We start from the raw sequence: 26,112 nt of genomic DNA on the forward strand, positions 1-26,112 counted from the left end.
TAGCTGAATGTGAAACTTAGGGGAACTTGAGATGACCAACAGACGTGAGTTTCTGAAAAAAGCCGGTATCGGCACTGCCGCCGCCGCCGGAGCGACCACCCTTGCGGCTCCGGCCGTGCATGGCCAGTCGCAGATCAAATGGCGCCTCCAGACCTATGCCGGTCCGGCGCTCGCCGAGCACGTGATCAAGCCGCATATCGATGCCTTCAACAAGGCCGCCAACGGCGAGATGGTGATCGAGCTCTACACCGCCGACCAGCTGGTGCCGACGGGCGAACTGTTCCGCGCCATGCAGCAGGGCACGATCGATGCCGTTCAGTCGGACGACGACAGCATGGCGTCCCCGACCGAAGTCACCGTCTTCGGCGGCTACTTCCCGTTCGCTTCCCGTTATTCCCTCGACGTGCCGGTGCTGTTCAACCAGTACGGCCTGAAGGAAATCTGGGAAGAGGAATATGCCAAGGTTGGCGTGAAGCACATTTCCGCAGGTTCCTGGGATCCGTGCCACTTTGCCACCAAGGACCCGATCCGTTCTCTGAAGGATCTTGAAGGCAAGCGCGTCTTCACCTTCCCGACAGCCGGCCGTTTCATGAGCCAGTTCGGCGTCGTGCCGGTCACCCTGCCGTGGGAAGACATCGAGGTTGCCGTTCAGACCGGCGAACTCGACGGCATTGCCTGGTCGGGCATCACCGAGGATTACACTGTCGGCTGGGCGGATGTGACCAACTACTTCCTGACCAACAACATCTCGGGTGCGTGGGCTGGTTCGTTCTTCGCCAACCAGGAGCGCTGGAACGAGCTTCCCGATCACCTGAAGACCATGCTGCAGCTTGCCATGGATGCGTCGCACTACTATCGCCAGTGGTGGTACTGGGGCGGTGAAGCCAACCTGCGCGTCAACGGCACCAAGATGGAGCTGACCTCCATTCCGGACGCCGAATGGGCAACGGTTGAAGAAGCCGCGATGGCCTTCTGGGACGAGATCGCAGCTGAATCCCCGACCAAGGCAAAGGTCGTGGAGATCTTCAAGAAGTACAATCAGGACATGAAGAAGGCCGGCCGGCCTTACCGCTATTCCTGATAGAAACCCGGACCGTGCCGGCCATCGGCAGGCACGGTCAGATCTGCCGGTCCGGAGCGACCCCTCCGGACCGGGATTTTCCGGAATTAAATTCTCGACCGCTCAACCTGGAACAACCGTAAAATGCCTGGCAACCTGACCTTTGATGCACTGAAGTCTCTCGTCTCATCCGGCGAGATCGACACGGTGCTGACCTGTATCGTCGACATGCAGGGACGGCTGATGGGCAAGCGTTTCCACGCCCAGCATTTCGTCGACAGTGCCTATCACGAGACCCATTGCTGCAACTATCTGCTGGCAACCGACCTGGAGATGTACACGGTCGAAGGCTATGCGGCGACGAGCTGGTCCGGCGGGTACGGCGACTATGTCATGAAACCGGATCTTTCCTCCCTGCGGCGGGTGCCGTGGCTGGAAGGCACGGCCATGGTGATGTGCGATATCCTCGATCACCACACCCACAAGGAAGTGCCGCATTCCCCGCGCGCGATGCTGAAATCGCAAGTCGCGCGTCTGGAGGAACTTGGGCTGACGCCAATCATGGCGACCGAACTGGAGTTTTTCCTGTTCGAGAAAAGCTTTGAGGACATGCGCAAGGGCGGCTACCGCGATCTGGAGCCGATTTCCGGTTACAACGAAGATTACCACATCCTGCAGACCACCAAGGAAGAGGATGTGATGCGCCCGGTGCGCAATCACCTCTATGCCGCCGGCATCCCGGTCGAGAACACCAAGGGTGAAGCCGAAGCCGGGCAGGAAGAGCTCAACATCAAGTATGCACCGGCACTCGACACGGCCGAATATCACACCATCGCCAAGCATGCGGTGAAGGAAATTGCCTGGGCAAAAGGGCGTTCCGCGTCGTTCCTTGCCAAGTGGCATCATTCCCGCGTCGGGTCTTCGTCCCATGTGCACCAGTCGCTGTTCGACAAGGACGGCAACAACGTTTTCGTGGATGCCAAGGGCGAATACGGCATGTCCGAGACCATGCGCCACTACATGGCCGGGCTCATCAAGTATGCGCCGGACTATACCTATTTCCTGGCGCCCTACATCAACAGCTACAAACGGTTCCAGAAGGGCACCTTCGCGCCGACCAAGACCGTGTGGTCGGTCGACAACCGCACCGCCGGCTTCCGGCTCTGCGGCGAAGGCACCAAGGGCCTTCGCGTCGAGTGCCGCATCGGCGGTTCCGACCTCAATCCCTATCTGGCACTGGCGGTTCAGATCGCTGCCGGCATCAAGGGCATGGAAGAGAAGCTGGAACTCGACGCTCCGACCACCGGCGACGTCTACGACGCCAAGAAGGCGAGGGAAATTCCGCACACTCTGCGCGAGGCCCGCGAGACCCTGCGCAAGTCGAAATTCCTGCGTGAAGCGTTCTCCGACCAGGTGATCGACCACTATTCCCGCGCCGCCGAATGGGAGCTGGAGGAGTTCGACCGTGTGGTCACCGATTACGAGATTGCCCGCGGCTTCGAGCGGGCGTAAGAGGCGATGAAGCACTAGAAGGCAAGCTGCTTGGTTGCCCCTCATCCTGAGGAGGACCACTAGGTCCGTCTCGAAGGATGGGCGGCACACCGGACAAGCGGCCCATCCTTCGAGACAGCGCTCGCGCGCTTCCTCAGGATGAGGGAGGCGGGTGCTGTAAAACAAGAAATCGGAGCCAACCACTTTCAACAAACCGTCCGTAGAGGCGGTTCTGAGAGGTTCAAAATGTCAGATGTCATCAAGCTGATTTCCCCCATCGACGGTTCGGTCTATGCCGAACGCACGGCGCTGGACGACGCCGCGGTCGACCGGGTGGTTTCCACCGCAAGGACCGCACAGGCAAGCTGGGCTGCCGTGCCGGTTGCAGAACGCGTTGCCTATTGCCTCAAGGCGCTGGAAGCGCTGAAGGCGATGAACGAAGAAGTCGTGCCCGAACTGGCCTGGCAGATGGGCCGGCCGATCCGTTTCGGTGGCGAACTCGGCGGCACCATCGAGCGTACCGAATATTGCGCGAAGATCGCTGCTGAAGCGCTGGCCGATGTGGAGCGCACCGACAAGGCGGGCTTCAAGCGCTACCTGCGCCGCGTGCCGCTCGGCATCGTCATGGTGATCGCGCCGTGGAACTATCCGTTCATGACGGCGATCAATACCATCATGCCGGCACTGATGGCAGGCAATGTGGTCGTGCTGAAGCATGCCGCGCAGACCCTTCTGGTCGGTGAGCGCCTCGCCAAGGCCTTCGAGATTGCCGGTCTGCCGAAGGGCGTTTTCCAGAACATCGTCCTGACCCACCAGGGCACGGAAAAACTGCTCGGTTCCGGTCTGATCGACCATGTCAACTTCACAGGTTCCGTCGGCGGCGGACGTGCCATCGAAAAGGCGCTGGCCGGTACCTTCGCGACGCTTGGCCTGGAACTGGGCGGCAAGGACCCGGCATATGTGCGAGCTGATGCAGACCTGAACTATGCGGTTGAGAACCTGGTCGATGGTGCATTCTACAACGCCGGCCAGTGCTGCTGCGGCATCGAGCGCGTCTATGTGCATGAAAGCCTCTACGACCGCTTCGTCGAAGGCTTTGTCGATCTGACCAGCCAGTACAAGCTGGGCAATCCGCTGGATGAAGCGACCACTCTCGGCCCGATGGCCCAGGCGCGTTTTGCCGCCTGGATCCGCGAGCAGACGCAAGAAGCTCTGCGCAAGGGCGCGAAGGCGCACATCGATACCTCCAAGTTCGAAGCCGACAAGGAAGGCACGCCTTACCTGGCGCCGCAGGTGCTGACGGACGTCAATCACCAGATGTCCGTGATGCGCGAAGAAAGCTTCGGCCCGGTCGTCGGCATCATGAAGGTGAAGGACGACGAGGAAGCGCTGCAGTTCATGAACGACAGCCCCTATGGCCTCACCGCATCGATCTGGACCGAAGACGTTCAGGCCGCTGCAGAGATCGGCGACAAGATCGAGACCGGCACCGTGTTCATGAACCGCTGCGACTATCTCGACCCGGCGCTGGTCTGGACCGGCGTCAAGGACACCGGCAAGGGCGCGGCTCTTTCCGAAATCGGCTTCCACAACCTGACCCGGCCGAAGTCGTTCCACTTCCGTCTGGAACATTGAGGCCGGTCTGACAAACGACCGGGCAAGCCCAGTTTCCTAGTCCCAAATCGGGCAGGGTGATTGAGCTTGCTCCCCTCTCCCCCCTTGAGGGGGAGATGTCTCCGCAAGGAGACAGAGGGGGGGGGTGCCACCCCCTCGGCAAACTAGGCACCGGAATATACGCAGAGCCCAGTCACCCCCCTCTGTCAGCTTCGCTGACATCTCCCCCGCAAGGGGGGAGAGGGGTGCAAGAGGCAATGCCGAGACTTGTAACTGCCTCCCTTGTCGGTGTGGCAGCGACCAGAACCCTGAGTTTCAAGACAACGAGACACCCATGAGCTCACTTCCTTCCGTCAATTGGTCCTATCCGACCTCCGTTCGCTTCGGTGCCGGCCGCATCAAGGAACTTCCCGATGCTGTCAAGGCCACTGGAATGGCCAATCCGCTGCTGGTCACCGACCCGGGCCTTGCCGGCCTGCCGATGGTCGCGGAGGCGATTGCAAGCCTGGAAGCTGCCGGCCTTAAGGCTGCGGTCTTTTCCGACGTCAAGCCGAACCCGGTCGACAGCAACATTGCTGCCGGTGTCGCCGCCTACAAGGCCGGTGGACATGATGGTGTCATCGCTTTTGGTGGCGGTTCGGGCCTCGATGCAGGCAAGCTGATCGCCTTCATGTCCGGCCAGACCCGGCCAATTTGGGACTTTGAAGATATCGGCGACTGGTGGACCCGTGCAGATCCGGCCGGTATTGCGCCGATCGTCGCGGTGCCGACCACTGCCGGAACCGGCTCGGAAGTTGGCCGCGCGGGTGTTGTCACCAACGAAGCGACGCACACCAAGAAGGTTATCTTCCATCCGAAAATGCTGCCCGCCATCGTGATCTGCGATCCGGAACTGACCGTCGGCATGCCGCGCTTCATCACCGTCGGCACCGGCATGGACGCTCTGGCACATTGCCTGGAAGCCTATTCCGCACCGATGTATCACCCGATGTCCGAAGGCATCGCGCTTGAAGGCATGCGGCTGGTGTTTGAAAACCTGCCGAAAGTTGCTGCGGATGCGTCCGATCTTGAAGCACGTGGTCACCTGATGAGTGCCGCCGCCATGGGTGCTGTTGCCTTCCAGAAGGGCCTCGGAGCGATCCACTCGCTGTCTCATCCGGTCGGCGCGCTTTATGACACTCACCACGGCATGACCAATGCGGTCTTCATGCCTTACGTGCTGCAGTTCAACAAACCCGCCATCGAACAGAAATTCGAGCGGCTTGCCGGTTTCCTTGGCATCGCCGGCGGTTATCAGGGTGTGCTCGATGCGATCCTGAAACTGCGTGAAGACCTCGGCGTACCGCACACGCTGGCCGGTCTCAATGTCGATGACAGCAAGCGCGACCTGATTGCCGAAATGGCGATTGTCGACCCGACCGCAGGCGGCAACCCGGTTCCGCTGACCAAGGAAGGCGCATTGGAAATCTTCGACAAGGCTCAGCAGGGTACCGTCTGAAGCAAGACCCCTTGACCTCGAAGGCGCACCGGATACCGGTGCGCCTTTTTTTGTTTTTCAGGCCATCTTTCGCAATCACGGCCAAGCGTAGCCAAGCCGGGCCGGTGTGCCGCGGGGCCTGCAGATGGACCAGAACTGTTCGCGGACAGCTTTGACGCTCTCCGATCCTGAGTCTTCGCTTTGCTGTGTCGCGAATGACGCACTCAGAGCCTTTGCACTTCAGGTCGCTCTGATCGTTCCCAGGATGAGGTTGGTGGTGCGTGCATTGCTGGCGCTCAGCGCGCCATTAGGTCTTTCTGTTCGAGATCGCGGCTCTCCGCCTTCCGCCACTGATCCGGCGTCATGCCGGTCACCCGCAGGAATTCGCGGTTGAAATTCGACTTGGTCGAAAAACCTGCCCGATACATGGCCTCGGTCACCGTGATGCCGTCCTGGCGCAGCAGCGTGCAGACATCCTTGATCCTGAAATCGTTCACATAGCGTGAGACATTCATGTCGCGCACCCGGTTGATCGCCTGCGAGAGCTGACGGGCGGGGAGACCGGCACGGCGAGCCAGCCTTGAGAGGTTGAGCGTGTCGTCGCGATGAAGGTGCTGTGCCATCATCAGGGCGTCGACTCGCGCGACGATTTCCGCGTCTTCGGAGGTGGCGGTCTGGGCCGCGGGTTCCGGCTCGGTGTTTGTCTCCGTCTGGGCATGGCCTGCCGTGCGGGCGGCAAGACCGATCAGCAGCAGGCTGACTATATTTGCGTTACTGACCAGAATGGCTGCATGGCTGCCGCCCGAGCGTTCGAAATCGAAAAGGATCACCAGATCGAACAGGGCGGACAGGCACAGGCAGAAGGCGGCCAGCCACAGGGCCCGGTGGGCAGCGGCAGCTTCGTCCAGACGCGCAAGTCCGAGGCCGTCCGGTCCGCGCCAGGCGATCCGTGCCAGGGCCACGGCATAGGCCAGGAACAGCAGCACCAGCGCACTATCCAGCAAGACAGGCGCCGCAAGCATCAGACCCAGAATGACGAGTGCGGCCAGTGGCGCCGCTGCCAGGCGAAACCGTCCGGGCGCGGCCTGATCGACGAGACCGCGAAAGCTCTCATAGGCAAGAGGGGGCAGCAGAGCGGCCAGCAGCGGCTGTACGAAGCGCAAAGCGTCGACGTTATATCCCCAGCGCAGGCCCAGGACGATGGATTGCAGGCAGCACAGGGCAATCAGCATCAGGAAGGCGCGTGTGGCTGTTGCTCCGTTGCTTTTTTTCAGGAACACAAAGACAAGCGCCAGAAGCAACGCGTTGACGAAGGGCAGGGGAACAAACAGCACGGGCAAGGCACCTCGATGGGGCGATGGCGGGGACCTTTGTCGCGATCCGGCATGACTGAATCGTGAAAGAGGACGCTTTCCATCACGGCCTTAGCAAGAATTCGGTCATTGCTCCACTGACTGAAAGACCCCTCATGAAAATACAATCTCTTTTCTTGCCGCTGGTTCTCACGCTGGCCGTCACCATACCAGCCAAGGCCCAGGAACCGGTGGGTGTTCGCGAGATCTCGGTAAATTCGAAAGCCAGAGGCGAGGATCTCACTGTTCTGGTCTGGTACCCGGCCAAGCCGGGCGGGGAGGCGGTGCTGATCGGCGATGACAGGATCTTCGAAGGCACGCCAGCATTGGCCGATGCCGCAAGGGCGGAAGGGATGTATCCGCTGATCGTGCTCTCTCACGGGTCGGGAGCGTCAGTCGAAAAGATGGCCTGGATCGCGAGCGAACTTGCCGGCGAAGGCTTTATTGTCACCGGTGCAAATCACCCCGGCACCACCAGCGGCGATTCCACGCCGGAAGATACGCCGAAGCTCTGGCAACGCACGGACGATCTCGCCACGGTGATCGATGAGTTGCTTGCCGATCCGGACTGGTCGGCGTCAATCGATCGAGGAAATATCGGGGCGCTCGGTTTTTCCCTTGGCGGCGCTGCTGTTCTGGAAAGCGTGGGTGCAACGGCAAGTCTGGAGGCTTATGTCGACTATTGCGACACCAATCCGCAGATGCCGGACTGCAAATGGTTCATGGGCGGCAGAGCCTTTGTCGACAGGGAGGAAATCAAGGTCGAGCCGTTTGATCTGCGGACGGTCGACAAGGCTCTTTTCGAACAAAAGAGCCATGATGCCCGGATCAAGTCTGTTATCGCTGTCGATCCGGCGCTGGCGGCTGCCTTTCAGGAACAAAGCTTCGCGGGCATCGGAGTACCGCTGCATTTCCTCAATCTTGGCGTGGCAGGGCAGATCGATGTCGGTGTGCGTTCTGCGCATCTGGCCACTGCTGCGCCAGACGCCGATCTGGATCACATCGAGGATGCCGTTCATTTCAGCTTCCTGCCCGTGTGCAAGCAAGACGCGATTGCCTTCATGAAATCCATCGGCGAGACGGACAGCCTGTGCACCGATGGTGGCGGCAGGTCTCGTGCCGAGCTGCACGATCAGATGGCCGAGATGATTGTTGAGGCTTTTCGGGAAGATTTGAAGGCGGCAAACTGACGGCCTGGCCGGGGACACGATCGAGCTTTTTGCTCATGTGGACTGCAGCCTTCCGTGCTTTCGGGGGTGGGAGGCTGCCGGTCGTCTCAAGGTGTCAGGATGAAGCACCCTGGCTGCGTTCGATCAGCTTCAGCACTGCCACAAGCACGATGCCGTAGAGAACATGGCCAACGAGGGCGACCCAGACGATGCCACTGAAGTTCAGGAAGAAGGGCAGGCCGGCGACCGATGTGATGCCGCCGATGGCGAAGACCCAGAGACCGAAACCGTAAATTGCCGACGGCAGGAGCCAGTGGGTGTTGCCGACCACGCGCTGCCACAACGGCGCGAAGATGAACATCCAGCCGACAGGGTAGCCGATCAGTCCGACGGCGTAGAAATGGACGAAATATCCGCCGAAGTCACCGTTCGGAAGACCCAGGCTGCCAAGCAGGCTTTTGGCGAGGCCGTGCGGTGAAAGGGTCGCGAAACCCAAAGCCGGACTGATGATCTGGCCCCAGAGGTCGAACGCGTTGGTCGCAAAGAAGCCCGAGATGAACATCAGGCCGAGCGTATGAAAACTCAGGGCGGGCAGGGTGCCGGCAGTCTGGGCCTGGCTGGAAGTCGTATTCATGACGGGATCACTTTCCTGAGATTGTCTCTTCTGCTGGCAGATACTTGGCTCTGAATGCGATCACATGGAAATAAAATGGCGAGGGTCCTGCGTGACGAATTCGTGATGAAAAATTGACGCCTCGCAGCGGCTGTTTCCAATCTTTGGATAACGCGACGGCGCTGTTGCTACACCTCCTCTTGCATGATCGGATGCGCCCTCTTTGCAATGCCGACAATGTGAGAATGCCGAAATGGATATGTTGCCCGTCCGCCTCTATGCCGCTTTTGCTGCCGATGAGCGAGGTGGCAACATCGGCGGCGTTGTTTTTGAGGATACGCCGCTGTGGCCGGACGCGCGTCAGCGGATCGCGGCGGATATCGGTGCCCCGACGACGGGTTTTGTCCGCCAGAAGTCCGACAAGAGGATCGAGGTCCGCTTTCACTCGACCCGGGCGGAAATGGATATGTGCGGCCATGTTACCGTTGCGATTTTTGCGGCGTTGCTGGCCGACGGGCGGATTGGGCCTGGAAGCTATGTTCAGGAAACACCCGCGGGGGAAATCGGTGTTGATGTCGCCTCGGACGGTGCCATCACCATGCACCAGCCTTTGCCGAAGTTCGGATTGAACGAGGCAACCGCGGACGAGATAGCTCCGCTGCTCGGCATGGAGCCGGCTGGTATTCTCAGCGTTGCGGCGTCCTCGACAGCCCTTCGGCATGTTTTCATCGAAGTGGCAGATACCGATGCTCTGGCAGCCCTTCGTCCGGATGATGACGGGCTGCGCCGTTTCAGCCAGGAACGGTCGATCGAGACGATGGGCATCTGGTGCCGGACAGGGCGTGGTCTGGGCAAGACTAAGGTTCGCCTGCGGGATCTCTGCCACGGTGTCGGCGATCCGGAAGAGGCGGCGAGTGGTACCACCAACGGTGCGCTGGCCTGCCAATTGTTCCGGGCGCAAAAACTTCTGCCTGGCAATGGCGGACAGGCGGTCCTGGTCGCGGAGCAGGGCTTCGAGATGGGCCGTCCAAGCATTGTCAGAACAGTGCTGAACACGGCTGGCGGCGAAGTCACCGGTGTTTCTGTCGGTGGGTATGCGGCCTTGCGGCTGACGGGCGAGTTTCACCTGTGAAACCCGCCCGCCGGTGTGACGTCAGACCCGTTCGAACAGCGCTGGTCCCGTCTCGCTGAAGAGTTCGATCTCGAGCGACTTGGCCGGACCGGATGATACATCGCCAAAGACCAGCGTCGAACGGGATCCGTCGGGCGCGTTCTCGGTGACGAAATCGAACACCATTACCGGCCCGTTCCAGGGCTTCAGCGGGAAGGGGATCTGTTTCGGTCCTGCCATCAGCACCAGCTTGTCGCCGTCTGCCTTGATCTCGACCTTGCCGAAATACGGGTTGGAATAGGTGCCGGTGAGAAGGTCTTGCGGAGGCGTCGGGCCGGCATCTGCCGGGCGGTCCTGACCGACAGTGCTGCCACGTTTGGTGTAGAAACCTTCGAACCTGCTCGAATATCCGCCGTACCAGTCCCGGGTGATGTGGCCGAGCTGTGCCAGGTCGGTGAAAGAGGCCGTGATGGCTTCGGCTGCCCCGACAGGGGCTGCATTGGTGAGGACGACTATGCCCAGGTCGAGCGAGGGGATCATCGCAAAGCAGGTGCCCGCGCCCAGCAGGAATGCGCCGGAATGGCCGATCCGGACACGGCCGGACGGATCAGTGCCGACATTGAAACCGTAACCGTAAAAGCCGGACCTGGCATCGGGGCTGTGGGGGCGATCCGAAAAGCTTTGCGGGCTGATGGCCGGCAGAAGCGCCTCGGGTGCGATAAGCGGAGTTCCCGCGTGGGCGCCGTCTGCAAGCAGCATCTTCAGCCAGATGGCCAGATCGTTGGCGGTCGAACTGACGCCACCTGCCGGCGACTGCGCATCAGGCTTGCGCTGGTAAAGCGGAGCAAAGCCGTCGCCGTCTCGGCTGTGTGGTATGGCGCGGTTGCTTGCTGCCATGTAGTCGGCAAAGCGTGAGCTGGTCGACGTCATGCCGAGTGGCCTGTAGAGCGCTTCTTCCGAAAGGCTGCTCCAGTCGGTGCCGGCAGCCTCGGCAACGGCCTCCGCGGCGGCAGTCAGGCCGAAGTTGGTATAGGCATAGGAAATCCGGAAAGGTGCCAGCGGCAGAAGCTTCAATCTCTGCAGGATTTCCTTGCGGTCGTAACCCAGGTCTTCCAGATCGTCGCCGGCGTGGTCCGGCAGGCCGGAGCGATGGCTGTAGAGGTCACCTATGGTCAGCTTTTCGGTGCGGTCGGGATCGGACAATTCGAACCAGGGCAACAGTTCGCGCATCCGGCTGTCCCAGCCGACGACGCCCTTGCTGACCTGGCTCGCAACAACGGTCGCGCCCACCGGTTTGGAGAGGGACGCAAGCTGAAACACGGTGTCCGGTGTGATGGGTTCCAGTCCGCCAAGGCGGCGCACGCCGAAGCCCTTGGAATAGACGGTTTCGCCCCGATGAACGGCGGCAACGGCCAATCCCGGGATTTTGCTGCGCGTCATCACGTCGGTCACGATTGCGTCAAGCTCCGCGACGGCCTTTGCAATCTGCTCGGGCGAGGCTTCAACACCTGGAGTCTGGGCAGGAGAAAGCTCCTGCGCAAACCCACGCAGCGGCAGTGCAGTCAGTGCAGCGGTCGCAGTGCCGAGAAACAGACGGCGGGAGAGTGTGTGCCGGGGCATATGCAAATTCCTTGGGGAGATACTGAAATCAAAACAAGCATATGCATGATGCGCGAAACGCACCTGAGAGATCAACTTAACGACGTGTAATGCGGGATTGTTGAAACTTCTTGGTTAAGCAACCGTGTCTTGAGCAGACAAGCAAGCGGCCGGCTCCAGAACGGCATCCGGCCGGCAGGTCGGGTGCTATTCGAGGTCGCCGTGGACGGCGACCATATCCAGTTTCGCTTCCGGGGCGGCAATGGTTCTGAAGGCTTCGCGCACACCGTCTTCGGTCAGGTCGCGCTGAACGGCGATCAGCGTGTTTTCCGGATGCTCCTCGCAAAGCTCTGCCATATAGGCCAGCTCCTGACGGGCAACACCAAGCGCCGCCTCCACGGAAGGTGCGCCGTAAATGTCGACAAAATGCTGAGCAAGCCGCTCGGCGAGGGTGGTAAGCTCGGTTTCTTCGATCGGGGTGACGGCAACGAAGGTTGCTCTGCCGAAGGTTTCCAGCCCCAGCCAGCCGTTGGCAAAGGCCTGACGTGCCTTGCCGGTCAGGTCGGCTTCGGTCCAGTCGGAAAACTCGAAGCCGCCGGACAGGCACCATTCGCCGGTACGAGCCGGGGAAAAGAAGACGTTGCGGTCGCTGTCATCGAGGTGAATGGCACGAGCGAGTTTCATCCGGTTATCCCTCAAGACGGCTGGAAAGCGGGATCAAGGTCGTGTCCTCGTCCGTTCTCAGCAACATACCAAAATTTTCATCGACACCGACGAAAGTGCCGGAGGTTCCGTCAACCTCCACCGTTTCACCCAGCGTCGGAACAAGACCGCGCCAGTCGGAATGGACGGGGCGCGGGCCGTCGTCCAGCCAGCGATTGAGCCAGTAAAGGCTATGGCGCACCCAGCACTCCAGAAGCTGGTCGGGGGTAATCTCGCCGCAGCCTTCTTCGGACAACCAGGTTCGGTCAGGATCCTTGCCGGGGTTTGATTTCCGGCTTGTCATGCTGAGTTCCAGGCCGAGGATCAGCCAGTCCGGGGTTGCCTCGGGATCCTGCGTAGACGCCTTGACGCGCATGCGCCCGCAGACCGCGCCGTTGACGCGAATCCGGCCATCCCATTCCAGGTGGACTGCCACTTCCGGCGGGGCGAGCGTGCCGAGCGCTGCCTGAAAGCCGAGGCCGCACACGGGCAGGATGGCCATGGCCTCCTCCAGCGGGACTTCCGGTGCAAAGATCAGAGCCGCCCGCAGGCGTTCCCCGCCAAGGTTATAGATGACTGTTCCGGGGTCCGTGCCGGTGATGGCAAGCGCCAATGCACGTTCGAAGGGATCTGCCTGTCCGGTCAGTGCCTCGCCCTGAAAAAGCGGCGGAAACTGCACTTCGCTCATGCGTTGCCCTCCGCGATCAAAGTTCGGGCGAGTTGACGGAACACGGAAGCTTCCGGCGCTTCAGGTGTCTTGATCGAAATCGGTGTGCCGCCATCGCCGGCAAGACGGATGTTGAGATGCAGCGGCACTTCGGCCAACAGGGGAACACCGAGCTTTTCCGCTTCCGCAGCAACGCCGCCATGGCCAAAGACATGTTCCTCATGACCGCAGTTGGTGCAGATGTGGGTCGACATGTTCTCGATCATGCCGATAAGCGGAACCTGCATCTGGTTGAACATGCTGATGCCCTTGCGGGCATCGATCAGGGCAACGTCCTGCGGTGTCGAAACGATGATGGCGCCGTCGACGGCGAACTTCTGGCAAAGTGTCATCTGGACATCGCCGGTGCCGGGCGGCAGATCGACGATCAGCGCATCGAGCGCGCCCCATTGCACCTGGGTCATCATCTGCTGCAGAGCACCCATCAGCATCGGCCCGCGCCAGGCAACGGCCTCGTCGCCAGATGTCATCAGGCCGATGGACATCATGGTGACACCGTGGTTGCGCAGCGGGAGGATCATCTGGCCATCCGGCGAGGTCGGCCGGCCGGAGATGCCAAGCATCTTGGGCTGCGACGGACCATAGACGTCGGCATCCAGAAGCCCCACCTTGCGGCCTTCGGCGGCCAGCGCACAGGCAAGATTGGCAGCCACGGTCGACTTGCCGACGCCGCCCTTGCCCGAGGCAACCGCGATCACCCGGTCGATGCCAGGCACCTTCTGCGGCCCGGTTGCGCCCGGTGCTGCCGGTTTCGCCCGGATCGGCTGCGGTTCGGACGGTTTGGGCGCTGCGGGTTTGGCGGCCTGTGCGGCCGGCTGGTCCGCATGGGACGTCAGGATCACCTGAACGCTTTCGCAGCCTTCCAGCGCTTCGAGCTTCGTTTCCGCTTCGCGTTTCAGAACTTCCATCTCGGCCATGCGCCGCGGGTCGATCTCCAGGACGAAGCGGACCGTACCGCCATTGACCTGCAGTGCCCGCATCATGCCCGAGGCGGCAATGTCCTCGCCGGAGGCCGGATCCTTGATCGTCTTCAGAACCGACAGGGCGGTTTCGCGCGTCAGTGACACGTTAGTCCTGCCCCTCGATTTCGCCGGTGACCACGTGCTCGAGACCGAGTTCCTCGATCGTCACGACAGCTTTCACCTTGAAGGATTTTCCCGCATTCGGGCCTGCTTCGCGCACCGCATTTTCGATCGCCTGCTGCGAGGTCACGCCGACCTGCTTCAGGAACTTGCGCATGGACATGTTGAAATCTTCGCTCATCTTATTCTCCTGTTGAATGCGGCGCACATTGACGGCTCGCCCGATTGAAACCTACCCTAGCGGATCTGGCCAGCAACGTGAGGGAGGAGCGCGTGGGCTGCCGTGCCTTGATATTTCTTGCCGTTGCCCTGTCGGCCGGCATCCTGTTCCATAAACCGGGGATCGCGCAATCGCGGTCTTTCCGGATGGGCGTGCCAAACGCGATTGCGGAAACCGGCTTCCTCCAGTATCTGCTGCCGCGCTTTTCGCTCAAGACCGGGATCCGCATCGAAATCGTGGGTGACACGGAATCCTCCGAACTGAGTCTTTCGGAAGGCACTTCCGGGGTTGCCGTGTTCTCCGGACTTGGCAAGACCTGGTTCCTCATGACCCATGAGGAAACCAACGAACACGCGATCCGCTTTCGGGACTGGCTGACCGGGGACATCGGCAGGCGCACGGTTGATGCTTTCGAGGAAGACGGCAAGCAGGTGTTCACCGCAGCGCTCGAACAGGTGGAGGACGATGGTCCGGTCGTCCTGTCGGGTGATGCGATCCGGGGTGAGGAACTGGCCGTTCTCCATTGCGGACGGTGCCACATGGTCAACGAGGCGACGCGCCTTACGACCATCGGTTCATCGCCTTCCTTCGCGGTGATGCGCAGTTTCTCCGACTGGCAAATGCGGTTCGAGGCGTTTTTTGCCCTCAATCCGCATCCCGCTTTCACGGTGATCGACGGCGTTACCGAACCCTTCGACATTAGCCGGCCATCGCCGATCGTGCCGGTGCAGATGACGCTTGAAGAACTCGAAGCGATCCTTGCGTTCGTTTCCCGCATTCCGCCGGCCGACCTCGGAGCCCCCATACAGTACCAGTGATCTTGTCTCATCCGGTTCAATGATCGCGCCGCTTGCTGATGTAGTCGTCCGTCGTGCGAACACGTGGGCGCTCGGCGGAGGCGAACGGGTTGTTTTCCGAATGGTAGACGGCGTTCACGCGGCAGTCGTCGCACATCTGTATGAGCTGTATGGCCTTGTTGTCCTGGAACATGGCGTGTTTGCCGGCGAGCTTTTCCGTCAGTCTCATCACTGTTGACCGGACACCGAATGGCTTGCCGCATTCAACACAGTTGAACGGCTCTTCTTCCTTCAGCACCCTGGCGCGCAATGCGTCGTCCGAAAGATCAAGCCTCGGATCCAGTGTCAGGGCCTTTTCCGGGCAGATTGTCGTGCAGATGCCGCACTGAAGGCAGGCATCCTCCTGAAAGCGCAGCTGCGGCGCATCGGGATTTTCCTTCAGGGCGCCGGACGGGCAGAGCGACACGCAGGACAGGCACAGCGTGCAGGCGTCCTGGTCAAGGACAACCGAGCCATAGGGGGCTCCTTCCGGAAGCGGGATGACCTTGCCCGGCTCGTTGAGCGTTTTGGCGGCGAGGCGCGTGATTTGCCGGCGGGAGCCAAAGGGCAGGATCGGCTGCTTCGCGGTCACCGGAGACTGTTCGCGGTAAAGGATTTCTTCCAGCTCGTCCGGATCTGACGGGGTGATGAGGCAGACGCGGTCTTCGCCGGCGATCGCATTGGAGAGTTCGGCCTGGAAGGGCATGCCTTCCTTTTCGGTGGCAGGTGATAGCAACACGGTCACGTCGGCGAAGCCGCAGGCAAGTGCTGCCAGGCTTTCCGTATGGCCGAAACTGGCAATGGCTTCCATCTCCAGCGGAATGACGTCCGCCGGCAAGCCCTTGCCATAGCGCGCGCCCAGGCGGATCAGCTCTGCACCGTGGCTGCTGTCGTGAACGAGCAGGCGCGGTGCGTCGGAGCTGAGCTTGCGCCAGGTTGCCGCCAGCGTTTGCAGGCGCTGGAAGGTGTGGCTGACGGGAGGAGCATCGTAGCTGATGGCACCGGACGGACAGACTGCCGAACAGCTTCCACAGCCGGCGCAGACCATCGTATCGACCGCAACACTGTCGCCGCCAGGGCTGATGGCACCGGTTGGGCAAAGATCCAGACAGCGCGTGCAGCCTGTTTTGCGGGCCCTGGAGTGAGCGCAGAGCTGCTCGTCCAGACGAACGTAGAGCGGCTTTTCGAAGGTGCCGACAAGTTGCGAGGCATCCAGGAGCGCCTTGGTGAACGCGCCCGTATTGCCCGGGTCTGCCCGCAGGTAGCCTTCCCGCTTTTCCGGTGCGGGAAAGAGCGGTTGTCCCCGGCGGAGGTCCAGCACGATGTCGCATTCCGTGCGCCCACCGCTCTTGGGATCTGTCCAGTTGAACGCGCCCCGCCCGCCGGGAATGCGCTCCTGCAGGGCATCGAAACCGACCTTGAAGTGGCCAAGCGCACCGGTTGCTGTTGTCACCCGGCCGCGCACGATGTCGAACCGCCGGTCGTCGGCAAGAGGCAATTCGTCGGCAGGGTCGAGAATGACTGTAACGCTCAGGAGCTCGCAAAGATGGTCTGCCGCGGTAAGCGCAGCTTCGCTGTCGCCAAGGATGAGGCAGGTGCCCTCCGAGGTAACGTCCACGACCTTTGCACCGGGTGTCGGCAAGATCGATTCGGCGAGCAGCGCGGCCATCTTGGGAGACGTGCTGCGGGTGTCGGCGGTCCAACCGGCTCGGTCGCGCAGATCGACAAAAAGAGGTTCGTCCGCTTCAAGGTCCGCGGCCAGATCCTCGAACGCCTGGCGTTCCTGTTGGCATGCGATGATGACATTGCCTGCCTGAAGCGCCTCGGCAGCCTGCGCTGCTTCGCCGCGGCAAAGTTGCGTGTGGATTTTCGAACAGGGCAGTCCTGTCGCCTGTTCTAAAAGCCCGGCGTCAATAGCCTGAGTATTCAGGCAATCGCAAAGCAGAAGCCTTGGTTGCGTCATTGTGTGCGCGTCCTCTCCCCCGGATCGTCCGAAACCGATTCTCTTGTGATTTGTCAGACAATACCGAACCCCATAACAAGGGCGCTGAAAGGCGCGCGTCAAGTTCGACTTCTGCGGGGCTTGAAATTTATGTCGCTTGCTACAGCATTTTACGTAACATCAAAACAGAGTCGGATTGAACCGGCGGACGGGGAGGTAGGTGGTTCGTGACTAGGGAAAGAACGCGCGTCATGCCGGTCGGGGTTGTGGTGCGCAGGCTGCCTGGCGTAACGCGCTGGCAGAAGTGGACCTGGTTGCCGGTGTCCCTGCTGCCGGGGGCCGCGCCTGCGGACTGGAAAATGCTGCGGGCCGAAGGCAATGCGATCGAATACCATGCGACGACCTTGAGCCTGGAGCTGCATCACACCCAGACCGAAGCCTATCTGATTGCCCTGTCCGACAAGGTTCCCTCCGTCTACGTTGTGATGCGGGCTGCCCCGGAGCTGGCTCCGGCGATCCCCATTGAGGTGCTGCACATGACAGCATCTGCCCATGAAGGCCTGGATTACGCGGATTCCGCCGAGGTCTTTGTCGAGAAGGTGCCAATGCCGCCAGGGCTGATTGCCTGGGTCCGGGAATTCATTGACATGCACCACGAAGAGGAAATCTTCTACAAGCGCCAGCGTGACAAGCATCGGATCGACCTGGAGGAAGAAGGCATCGGTGATCCGCGCATCCGGCAGCTTGCCGACGTTTACCGGGCGCCCGGCACCCGAAAGAAGGACACACTGCAGTGAACTCCGGCGACGACAAGCCAATGGATTTCTGGTCAAGGCGCAAGGCTGCGGTTCGCGAGGCCGAAGCCGCGGAGGTCGAGCGCCGGGACGCTGAGCTTGAAACCGCGAAACGGGTCGAGCTGGAAGAAAAGACCGACGCGGAAATCCTGGAAGAACTTGGACTGCCTGATCCCGACAGCCTGCAGAAGGACGATGATTTCACGCAGTTCCTGGCCAAGACCGTGCCGGAGCGTCTGCGCCGGAGGGCATTGCGCCGTTTGTGGCTGTCCAACCCCGTTCTCGCCAATCTCGATGGCCTGAACGATTATGACGATGATTTTACCGATGCATCGACCGCCGGTCAGGTGGTGAAGACCGCCTATGAAGTTGGTCGTGGATTCTTGAAAAAAATCTCTGAAACGGAGCCGGACGAAAACTCGGACGCTACGCAGGCCGGAGAAGGTGAAGTACTTTCCGGGCAAAGTGATTCTGCTGCGCCGCAATCGGAACAACTTGCTGCAGCGCAGCATACTTATGTCGAAAATGGAAAAACATCTATTCGATTGACGCAAAGAGACGAGAAGGTGCAAATTAGTGAAATTGGAACTATTGTGTCTGATGAAACAGCACTGGTCGAAACCGAAGAAGAGCGCCTGCCGAAACGGCGCCGAATGCGTTTCGACTTTGATTAATACTAAAGTCTAAGAAGTTTTTGCGCCAGAAAAGCACCGCGTGTGTGGGAGGAAAAGGCTCGAATGGCCGTTGTGGCGAGGGAATTCATTATCGAACCGGAAGATCAGGCCCGGTCCGAATTGTACGACTTTCTGGCACTGGTGCTTGCGCGCCCGGCCGGAGCCGAACTGCTCGAGCAGATTGCAGGCCTGCAGGGCGGTGACACGCCTCTGGGCAATGCTCTCAATGTGCTTGCCAGAATTGCGGCAGTGACGACGCCGGAGACGGCCGAGCGTGAATTCAATGCCCTTTTCGTCGGTCTCGGGCGCGGCGAACTGCTGCCATACGCCAGCTATTACCTGACAGGGTTCCTCAACGAAAAGCCTCTCGCAAAGCTGCGCCAGGACATGGCGGAGCGCGGGATCGAGCGCGCTGAAGACAAGCACGAGCCGGAAGACAACATCGCATCGCTGATGGAGATGATGGCGGGGATGATCCTCGGCCGTTTCGGCAAGGTGACGACTCTCAGCGAACAGAAGAGTTTCTTCAACGCCCACGTGGAACCCTGGGCGATACATTTCTTCACTGATCTGGAAGCGGCCGGAACATCGGTGTTCTACGGTGCTGTCGGATCGTTGGGGCGCCAGTTCATGGAAATCGAGGCACAGGGCTTCGACATGATCTCGAACTGACGGTTGCATCTGAAATGGGGTGGCTTGGCCATCCATCTGCGAGAGGAGGAATGCGACAATGAAACGACCCGAAACGGCAAGCCCCGAAGAGGGTACAGGCCGCCGGGACTTCCTGAAGCTGGCGGCGATTTCTGCCCCGGTTGCCGTGACCACGGTAACCGCCGGAACCACCGCTGAAGCGGCTGAACCGGATCTGGCTTCCGACAAGATGCAGGACACGGTTCATACCCGTGCCTACTACGACAGCGCCCGGTTCTAACTGGACCCTGTGAGACTTCCCCGGCCATGGTTGCGTGACGCCCGGACGCCGGTTCACAAATAACCCAGCCGTATCAGGTTCTGATACAAGCAAGGTAGGGCAATATGCTTAGGAAAAAGACCAATGGGGTTGCGCGACGCCCCCAAGGTGCAAGTATCCTGAAAGACGCTGCACACAAGTCGGTAGACCGCCGTACGTTCCTTAAGGGATCCGGTCTTGCCGCAGGCGGCCTGGCCGCCATTACCGTGACCGGAGGAACGGTCACCAAAGCCAAGGCACAATCCACCGGCGATGCCGTGAAGACCGTCAAGTCGATCTGCACGCACTGTTCCGTTGGCTGTACCGTTATCGCCGAAGTTTCCAGCGGAGTCTGGATCGGGCAGGAGCCCGGTTGGGACAGCCCGTTCAACCTGGGTGCCCACTGCGCCAAGGGAGCTTCCGTCCGCGAACACGCTCATGGCGAGCGCCGCCTGAAATATCCGATGAAAAAGGAAGGCGGAGAGTGGAAGCGGATCAGCTGGGATGAGGCGATCAACGAGATCGGCGACAAGATGCTACAGATCCGCGAAGAAAGCGGTCCGGACAGCGTCTACTGGCTCGGCTCGGCCAAGCACAGTAACGAGCAGGCTTATCTCTTCCGCAAGTTTGCAGGCTACTGGGGAACGAACAACGTCGACCACCAGGCCCGTATCTGCCACTCCACGACGGTTGCCGGCGTAGCGAACACATGGGGCTACGGCGCCATGACCAACAGCTACAACGACATCCACAATTCCAAGGCGATCTTCATCATTGGCGGCAATCCGGCGGAGGCTCACCCCGTCTCCCTGCTGCACGTGCTGCGCGCCAAGGAACAGAACAACGCACCGCTGATCGTCTGCGATCCGCGTTTCACCCGCACCGCGGCCCATGCCGACGAATATGTGCGCTTCCGTCCGGGTTCGGACGTTGCCCTCATCTGGGGCATTCTGTGGCACATCTTCGAAAACGGCTGGGAAGACAAGGAGTTCATCCGCACCCGCGTGTGGGGTATGGACCAGATCCGCGAAGAAGTTGCCAAATGGACGCCCGATGAAGTCGAGCGTGTCACCGGTACGCCGGAAAGCCAGCTGAAGCGCGTGGCGCGGACGCTTGCCAACAACCGTCCGGGCACCGTGATCTGGTGCATGGGCGGCACCCAGCACACCAACGGCAACAACAACACCCGTGCCTACTGCATCCTGCAGCTGGCTCTCGGCAACATGGGCACCGCCGGTGGCGGCACCAACATCTTCCGTGGCCACGACAACGTGCAGGGAGCGACCGACCTCGGTGTTCTCGCCGACACGCTGCCGGGCTATTACGGCCTGACCGCCGGCTCCTGGGCTCACTGGGCTCGTGTGTGGGAAGAAGATCTGGATTGGCTGAAAGGCCGCTTCGGCACCATCAAGGGTGCGGACGGCAAGGACAAGGCCATGATGAACCTGACCGGTATCCCGGTCAGCCGCTGGATCGATGGTGTCCTTGAAGCCAAGGAAAACCTGGAACAGCCGGACAACACGCGTGCGATGGTGCTGTGGGGCCATGCCCCGAACTCCCAGACCCGTTTGCCGGAAATGAAACAGGCTATGGAAAAGCTCGACCTTCTGGTCGTGGTTGATCCCTATCCGACTGTTTCGGCAATCCTGCACGACCGCACCGACGGCTGTTACCTGCTGCCGGCCTCGACCCAGTTCGAGACCCGTGGTTCGGTGACCGCTTCCAACCGGTCGCTGCAGTGGCGCGAACAGGTGATTGCACCGCTGTTTGAATCCAAGCCCGACCACACGATCATCGCCATGTTCGCCAAGAAGTTCGGTTTCGACGACCGTCTCTTCCGCAACATCGGCATGGACGGGGACGAGCCGAACATCGAGGACCTGACACGCGAGTTCAACCGCGGCATGTGGACGGTGGGCTACACCGGCCAGTCGCCTGAGCGTATCAAGTCGCACATGGAGAACCAGCACACCTTCGACCGCACCACGCTGCGTGCAGTCGGTGGTCCGAACGACGGCGAGTTCTACGGCATGCCGTGGCCGTGCTGGGGCACCGCAGAGATGAAACACCCGGGAACGGCAAATCTCTACGACATGTCCATGCCGGTCGCTGAAGGCGGTCTGTGCTTCCGTGCCCGTTACGGCGTGGAGCGTGATGGCCAGAACCTTCTTGCGGAAGGGGTCTCCAACCCCGGTGCGGATATTCAGGACGGCTATCCCGAGTTCACCATGCAGATGCTGATCGACCTCGGCTGGGATGGTGACCTGACGGCCGAAGAGCGTCAGTCGATCGAGACTGTTGCCGGCGCTGCGGACAAGATCGGCACCGTGAACTGGAAAACCGACCTTTCGGGCGGTATCCAGCGCGTGGCGATCGCCCATGGCTGTGCCCCGTTCGGCAACGCCAAGGCGCGTGCCGTTGTGTGGACCTTCCCGGATCCGGTGCCGCTGCACCGCGAGCCGCTCTACACCAACCGGCGGGATCTGGTCGCGGACTATCCGACCTATGCCGACAAGTCGTTCTGGCGGGTTCCGACACTCTATGCGTCGATCCAGAAGAACGATTTCTCCAAGGACTTCCCGATCATCCTCACATCCGGCCGTCTGGTCGAATACGAGGGCGGCGGGGACGAAACCCGGTCGAACCCCTGGCTGGCTGAACTCCAGCAGAACATGTTCGTCGAAATCAATCCGCGGGATGCCAACAATCTCGGGGTGCGTGACGGCGCACAGGTCTGGGTCGAAGGCCCGGAGGGCGGCAAGGTCAAGGTCATGGCGATGGTTACCGAACGTGTCGGCGAAGGCGTTGCCTTCATGCCGTTCCACTTCGGTGGTCATTACCAGGGCGAGGACCTGAGGTCGAAGTATCCGAAGGGTGCAGACCCCTATGTGCTTGGGGAAAGCTGTAACACCGCTCAGACCTACGGGTATGACTCGGTGACCCAGATGCAAGAGACCAAGGCTACTCTCTGCAAGATCTCGGCAGCGTAAGGAGGACGACAAATGGCAAGATCAAAGTTCCTTTGCGACGCCGAACGCTGCATTGAGTGCAATGCCTGCGTCACGGCCTGCAAGAACGAGCACGAGGTGCCGTGGGGCATCAACCGCCGCCGTGTTGTGACCATCAATGATGGCAAACCGGGCGAACGGTCGATCTCCGTGGCCTGCATGCACTGCTCGGACGCACCCTGCATGGCGGTGTGCCCGGTGGACTGTTTCTACCAGACCGAAGAAGGCGTGGTGCTTCACTCGAAGGACCTGTGCATTGGCTGCGGCTACTGCTTCTACGCCTGTCCGTTCGGCGCACCGCAATTCCCGCAAGCGGGCAATTTCGGATCGCGCGGCAAGATGGACAAATGCACCTTCTGTGCAGGTGGTCCGGAAGAAAACAACTCCACTGCAGAGTTCGCGAAATACGGCCGCAACCGTATCGCGGAAGGCAAGTTGCCGCTCTGCGCGGAAATGTGCTCCACCAAGGCCCTGCTCGCGGGTGATGGCGACGTCGTGTCGGCCATCTACCGCGAACGTGTGGTTGCCCGCGGCTTCGGCTCGGGCGCCTGGGGCTGGGGTACCGCTTACGGCCAGAAAGGCGGCTGATCCCTTGCGGGGTGAGGGCAGACCGGCACGCCGGACTGCCTGTCACGCTTGGGTAGATGCCTGAAAGAAACGTAGGCGGGGCGGCTTTACAGCCGCCCCGCTCGTCTCCGGTTGTAATCGACAATGAGGTTTGCGGTCATGAAACGCGTGACTATGGCTTTGCTTGTTCTTCTGGCCTTTCTTGGTGCAGGTCTGGGGACAGGGTTTGCACAGGATACGTCCGCCGACCGGTCGGCGACCGGTGGTGCGCAGACGCTTGAAGACATCATGAAGCGCCAGCGTGGCGAGAAGGTCGACTACGACTTCCGCCGCAACAACACCGGTGATCCGGACGACGCGGCGTCGATTTCCTCACAGCTCGGGACGCTTGGCGGTGTCTCCGATCCGGAGCTCTGGCGGGCACTGCGGTATGGCTCCGCGGATGTAACAGTCTCTTCCGGTGGATTTGCAGCAACCGTTCTGATGCAGGATGGCGGCATGCGCTGGCTTGAATGGCGCAAGGGACCACTTGCCACTTACGGCGCCTGGCTGCTCGGCGGGACCATCGTGCTGCTGGCCCTTTTCTATCTCATTCGCGGCCGTATTCGCATCGACGGCGAGAAGACAGGCCGCACCATCACCCGCTTCAAGGCGATCGAGCGCTTCGGGCACTGGCTGCTTGCGGGATCCTTCGTCCTGCTTGGCATTACCGGCCTGCTGACGCTTTTCGGGCGCTTCGTGATCATCCCCATGATCGGCAAGGACGCTTTTGCGCCCGTCGCGCATTTCTCAAAGTGGATCCACAACAACGTCGCCTGGGCCTTCATGCTGGGCCTGATCATGGTGTTCGTGATGTGGGTCGCGCACAACATCCCGAACAAGACGGACGTGAAATGGATCGCCGTTGGTGGCGGGCTCTTCAAGAAGGGCGTGCACCCGCCGGCCAAGAAATTCAACTTCGGCCAGAAGCTGGTGTTCTGGGGGGTGATCGTCCTGGGCGCGTCGATCTCCGTTTCCGGTCTGTCGCTGCTGTTCCCGTTCGAAATGCCGATGTTTGCGGTCACCTTCGAAAAGCTCAACGCACTCGGCCTGCCGCAGCTGGTGGGTCTCGGTACATTGCCTACCGCGCTTGCACCGCATGAGGAAATGCAATTTGCGCAACTGTGGCACGCCATTGTGGCCTTCGTGATGATGGCGCTGATCCTGGCGCATATCTACATCGGTTCCATCGGCATGGAAGGCGCCTATGACGCCATGGGCTCCGGCGAGGTTGAACTGCAGTGGGCGAAGGAGCACCACGGCCTCTGGGTGAAGGAAGTCGAAGAAGCTGAAAAGCGCGAAGCCGCCAAACATTCAGGCGGCGATAGCGCGGTTCCCGCCGAATAGGCCCGGCGTGACATGCCGTTTCAGCCGGATCCCGTATGGTTGCTTGCACGGGTCTTCGGGCCCGCTGCCGGCTTCCTTCTGACGCTGGTCTCCGCAGCCGGTAGCGCCGATTTCCAGACCCTGAAGGGCCACGGCGGCCCGGTTATGGATATCGACGTTTCCCTTGAGACCGGTCAGGTGGCCACTGCCAGCTTCGACAATTCGGTCGGCATCTGGAAAGACCGGGTGCCGCAATGGCTTGAGGGCCATGCGGCGGCGGTCAAGGTGGTTCAGTTTCTGGACGGCAGCCATCTGGTGTCCGGCGGAGACGACAACGAGCTTATTCTCTGGAACACCCGCGATAACTCGAACCGGGTTCTGGAAGGGCACACGGCCAAGATCATGGGGCTTGCGGTTTCCCCCGACAAGACGACGATTGCCAGCGCAAGCTGGGATGCACGTGTGGGGCTGTGGCCGGTTGCTGGCGGCGAGCCGGCTTATCTTGCCGGACATGCAGCCGGGGTGAATGCGGTCGCGTTTTCAAGGGACGGGCGCCAGCTTTATTCAGCGTCGGTCGACGGGTCGATCAAGCTCTGGGATCTGGCAACGCAAAGTGAAAAGCGGGTCGTTGATCGCAACGGTTTCGGCATCAATGTCATTGCCATTGGCGGTGAGGGTGACCGGGAGAGCTGGATTGCCTATGGCTCCCAGGACGGAGTGACGCGGATCGTCGATATCGAAACCGGCGAACGGCTGCATGACTTCACTTTCGAGCGCCGGCCCATACTGGCCATGGCGGTCAGTCCGGATGGCTCACGTCTGGCGACCGGTGACGGTCATGGATATATCACCGTGTTCGACACGACGTCCTGGGCGCTTGAAACGGATTTCCGGGCAGCACTGAAAGGTCCGATCTGGGCGCTCGCCTTTTCGAAGGACGGCGATGTGTTGCATGCGGGCGGCATCGAGAACATCGTCTATTCATGGCCGCTTGCGGATCTTGCAACATTCGATCCGATGGCAACCGAGACACCGCAATTCCTCAAGAAACCGGAAGAAATGTCCAACGGCGAACGGCAGTTCGCGCGCAAATGCTCGATCTGCCACGCCCTGACCGGCGATACCGCGCGCAAGGCCGGGCCGACGCTTCATAACATCTTCGGCCGGCGTGCGGGCACTATTCCGGACTACCCCTATTCGGCGACCCTGTCAGGATCTGATATTGTCTGGTCGGAAGCGACGATCGATCAACTGTTCCTGGACGGCCCGGATCACTATATTCCCGGGTCGAAGATGCCGATGCAGCGGATTGTGGAACAGCAAGACCGTGACGACCTGATCGACTATCTGAAATCGGCGACGGCGCCATCCGAAGGAGATACACAATGAAAACAATGCTCATCGCGTTTGCCGCCATTATCGTGATTGCCATCGGCGCCAACCAGGTTCTGGAGCACCTGCGGTTTTCCAGCGCCGACTTCACGTCCAGCCCGTCCGTGCGCTTGGGGGAATAACGATTACCCGCAATTCGACGGAAAAAGGCGACGCCTGCCGCTAATTCTGTTGCACATGCGCTGTTGAAAGCTCATGAGCGGTACCTTGTGCGGCGCACAGGCCGTCCGCCCCGGGGTGCCCTTGAAGCTCGACGCAAGTCCAGTTGCATTTGACCAGGTCAAAAAAATCCCCCTCCTCGCGTGAGAAGGGGGAAGGTTTGAGCGGAGCATGCGACACAGATTGCTATCTGGCTCCACTCACTCGGA

24 protein-coding genes are annotated in these 26,112 nt (G+C 60.8%); 16 read left to right on the plus strand and 8 right to left on the minus strand.

Translation table 11 applies throughout. The features are described from left to right. The first annotated feature begins 31 nt into the window (after positions 1-31). The 4 genes from B0E33_RS17365 to B0E33_RS17380 all read left to right on the plus strand — a co-directional run bounded on the left by B0E33_RS17365 (position 32) and on the right by B0E33_RS17380 (position 5,663). On the plus strand, positions 32-1,081 hold the full coding sequence (locus B0E33_RS17365) for a TRAP transporter substrate-binding protein (RefSeq protein ID WP_023003097.1): 1,050 nt from the start codon (positions 32-34) through the stop codon (positions 1,079-1,081). A gap of 123 nt (positions 1,082-1,204) precedes the next feature. After that, positions 1,205-2,572: a glutamine synthetase family protein gene (locus B0E33_RS17370; protein WP_062487283.1), complete on the plus strand. Its 1,368-nt coding sequence runs from the start codon at positions 1,205-1,207 to the stop codon at positions 2,570-2,572. Positions 2,573-2,797: 225 nt separating this feature from the next. After that, positions 2,798-4,186 (plus strand): aldehyde dehydrogenase family protein, encoded by a 1,389-nt coding sequence (locus B0E33_RS17375; protein WP_075281939.1) that lies wholly within the window; start codon positions 2,798-2,800, stop codon positions 4,184-4,186. Between the two features lie 313 nt (positions 4,187-4,499). Then, entirely contained in the window at positions 4,500-5,663 is a 1,164-nt protein-coding gene (locus tag B0E33_RS17380) for an iron-containing alcohol dehydrogenase (protein WP_023003100.1), read from the plus strand. A gap of 275 nt (positions 5,664-5,938) precedes the next feature. Here the strand turns inward: B0E33_RS17380 and B0E33_RS17385 are convergent, their stop codons facing one another. Continuing rightward, on the minus strand, positions 5,939-6,976 hold the full coding sequence (locus B0E33_RS17385) for a helix-turn-helix domain-containing protein (protein ID WP_208997653.1): 1,038 nt from the start codon (positions 6,974-6,976) through the stop codon (positions 5,939-5,941). A 134-nt stretch (positions 6,977-7,110) separates the two neighbouring features. On the opposite strand from B0E33_RS17385, the gene B0E33_RS17390 reads away from it, so the two are divergent. Then, positions 7,111-8,184, plus strand: coding sequence for an alpha/beta hydrolase family protein (locus B0E33_RS17390; protein WP_077291890.1), 1,074 nt, complete (start codon positions 7,111-7,113; stop codon positions 8,182-8,184). A gap of 94 nt (positions 8,185-8,278) precedes the next feature. On the opposite strand, the gene B0E33_RS17395 is transcribed toward B0E33_RS17390, so the two are convergent. Beyond that, on the minus strand, positions 8,279-8,797 hold the full coding sequence (locus B0E33_RS17395) for a hypothetical protein (RefSeq protein ID WP_023003103.1): 519 nt from the start codon (positions 8,795-8,797) through the stop codon (positions 8,279-8,281). A gap of 232 nt (positions 8,798-9,029) precedes the next feature. Between B0E33_RS17395 and B0E33_RS17400 the strand changes: the two genes are divergently transcribed. After that, positions 9,030-9,908, plus strand: a complete 879-nt coding sequence (locus B0E33_RS17400; protein WP_077291891.1) for a PhzF family phenazine biosynthesis protein — start codon at positions 9,030-9,032, stop codon at positions 9,906-9,908. A 21-nt stretch (positions 9,909-9,929) separates the two neighbouring features. Here B0E33_RS17400 and B0E33_RS17405 read toward each other — a convergent pair whose 3' ends face one another. From B0E33_RS17405 to B0E33_RS17425, 5 genes are all read right to left on the minus strand, one after another. Continuing rightward, positions 9,930-11,507: a serine hydrolase gene (locus B0E33_RS17405; RefSeq protein WP_077291892.1), complete on the minus strand. Its 1,578-nt coding sequence runs from the start codon at positions 11,505-11,507 to the stop codon at positions 9,930-9,932. Positions 11,508-11,693: 186 nt separating this feature from the next. Continuing rightward, the gene (locus B0E33_RS17410; protein WP_077291893.1) at positions 11,694-12,170 is read right to left on the minus strand and encodes a DUF6505 family protein; all 477 of its coding nucleotides are present in this window, start codon (positions 12,168-12,170) and stop codon (positions 11,694-11,696) included. Positions 12,171-12,174: 4 nt separating this feature from the next. Then, the gene (locus B0E33_RS17415) at positions 12,175-12,876 is read right to left on the minus strand and encodes a biotin/lipoate--protein ligase family protein (protein WP_077291894.1); all 702 of its coding nucleotides are present in this window, start codon (positions 12,874-12,876) and stop codon (positions 12,175-12,177) included. After that, positions 12,873-13,982: an Mrp/NBP35 family ATP-binding protein gene (locus B0E33_RS17420; protein WP_077291895.1), complete on the minus strand. Its 1,110-nt coding sequence runs from the start codon at positions 13,980-13,982 to the stop codon at positions 12,873-12,875. Before B0E33_RS17420 ends, B0E33_RS17415 begins: the two co-directional genes overlap by 4 nt. A gap of 1 nt (position 13,983) precedes the next feature. Next, positions 13,984-14,178, minus strand: a complete 195-nt coding sequence (locus B0E33_RS17425; protein ID WP_023003109.1) for a DUF6494 family protein — start codon at positions 14,176-14,178, stop codon at positions 13,984-13,986. A 92-nt stretch (positions 14,179-14,270) separates the two neighbouring features. On the opposite strand from B0E33_RS17425, the gene B0E33_RS17430 reads away from it, so the two are divergent. Further along, the gene (locus B0E33_RS17430) at positions 14,271-15,035 is read left to right on the plus strand and encodes a hypothetical protein (protein WP_208997654.1); all 765 of its coding nucleotides are present in this window, start codon (positions 14,271-14,273) and stop codon (positions 15,033-15,035) included. 16 nt (positions 15,036-15,051) lie between these two features. On the opposite strand, the gene B0E33_RS17435 is transcribed toward B0E33_RS17430, so the two are convergent. After that, entirely contained in the window at positions 15,052-17,016 is a 1,965-nt protein-coding gene (locus B0E33_RS17435) for a 4Fe-4S binding protein (RefSeq protein WP_077291896.1), read from the minus strand. Positions 17,017-17,222: 206 nt separating this feature from the next. Between B0E33_RS17435 and B0E33_RS17440 the strand changes: the two genes are divergently transcribed. From B0E33_RS17440 to B0E33_RS31510, 9 genes are all read left to right on the plus strand, one after another. After that, on the plus strand, positions 17,223-17,792 hold the full coding sequence (locus B0E33_RS17440; RefSeq protein ID WP_208997655.1) for a DUF3305 domain-containing protein: 570 nt from the start codon (positions 17,223-17,225) through the stop codon (positions 17,790-17,792). Next, a complete protein-coding gene (locus B0E33_RS17445; RefSeq protein WP_208997656.1) occupies positions 17,789-18,463 on the plus strand; it encodes a DUF3306 domain-containing protein in 675 nt (224 codons plus the stop codon). Before B0E33_RS17440 ends, B0E33_RS17445 begins: the two co-directional genes overlap by 4 nt. 63 nt (positions 18,464-18,526) lie before the next feature. Beyond that, positions 18,527-19,135 (plus strand): TorD/DmsD family molecular chaperone, encoded by a 609-nt coding sequence (locus B0E33_RS17450; RefSeq protein WP_077291898.1) that lies wholly within the window; start codon positions 18,527-18,529, stop codon positions 19,133-19,135. A 58-nt stretch (positions 19,136-19,193) separates the two neighbouring features. Further along, positions 19,194-19,394 carry a hypothetical protein gene (locus tag B0E33_RS17455; protein WP_023003115.1) on the plus strand — a complete coding sequence of 67 codons (201 nt, stop codon included), beginning with the start codon at positions 19,194-19,196 and terminating at the stop codon, positions 19,392-19,394. Positions 19,395-19,498: 104 nt separating this feature from the next. Next, positions 19,499-22,402: a formate dehydrogenase subunit alpha gene (locus tag B0E33_RS17460; RefSeq protein WP_023003116.1), complete on the plus strand. Its 2,904-nt coding sequence runs from the start codon at positions 19,499-19,501 to the stop codon at positions 22,400-22,402. A gap of 12 nt (positions 22,403-22,414) precedes the next feature. Further along, positions 22,415-23,008, plus strand: coding sequence for a formate dehydrogenase FDH3 subunit beta (gene fdh3B, locus B0E33_RS17465; RefSeq protein WP_006937368.1), 594 nt, complete (start codon positions 22,415-22,417; stop codon positions 23,006-23,008). A gap of 138 nt (positions 23,009-23,146) precedes the next feature. Beyond that, on the plus strand, positions 23,147-24,373 hold the full coding sequence (locus B0E33_RS17470) for a formate dehydrogenase subunit gamma (protein WP_055656237.1): 1,227 nt from the start codon (positions 23,147-23,149) through the stop codon (positions 24,371-24,373). Between the two features lie 12 nt (positions 24,374-24,385). Continuing rightward, positions 24,386-25,741 carry a c-type cytochrome gene (locus B0E33_RS17475; RefSeq protein ID WP_208997657.1) on the plus strand — a complete coding sequence of 452 codons (1,356 nt, stop codon included), beginning with the start codon at positions 24,386-24,388 and terminating at the stop codon, positions 25,739-25,741. Further along, a complete protein-coding gene (locus tag B0E33_RS31510; protein WP_023003119.1) occupies positions 25,738-25,866 on the plus strand; it encodes a hypothetical protein in 129 nt (42 codons plus the stop codon). Before B0E33_RS17475 ends, B0E33_RS31510 begins: the two co-directional genes overlap by 4 nt. Positions 25,867-26,112: the final 246 nt, after the last annotated feature.

Origin of the sequence: Roseibium algicola (genome assembly GCF_001999245.1) — a bacterium.
GTDB lineage: Bacteria > Pseudomonadota > Alphaproteobacteria > Rhizobiales > Stappiaceae > Roseibium > Roseibium algicola.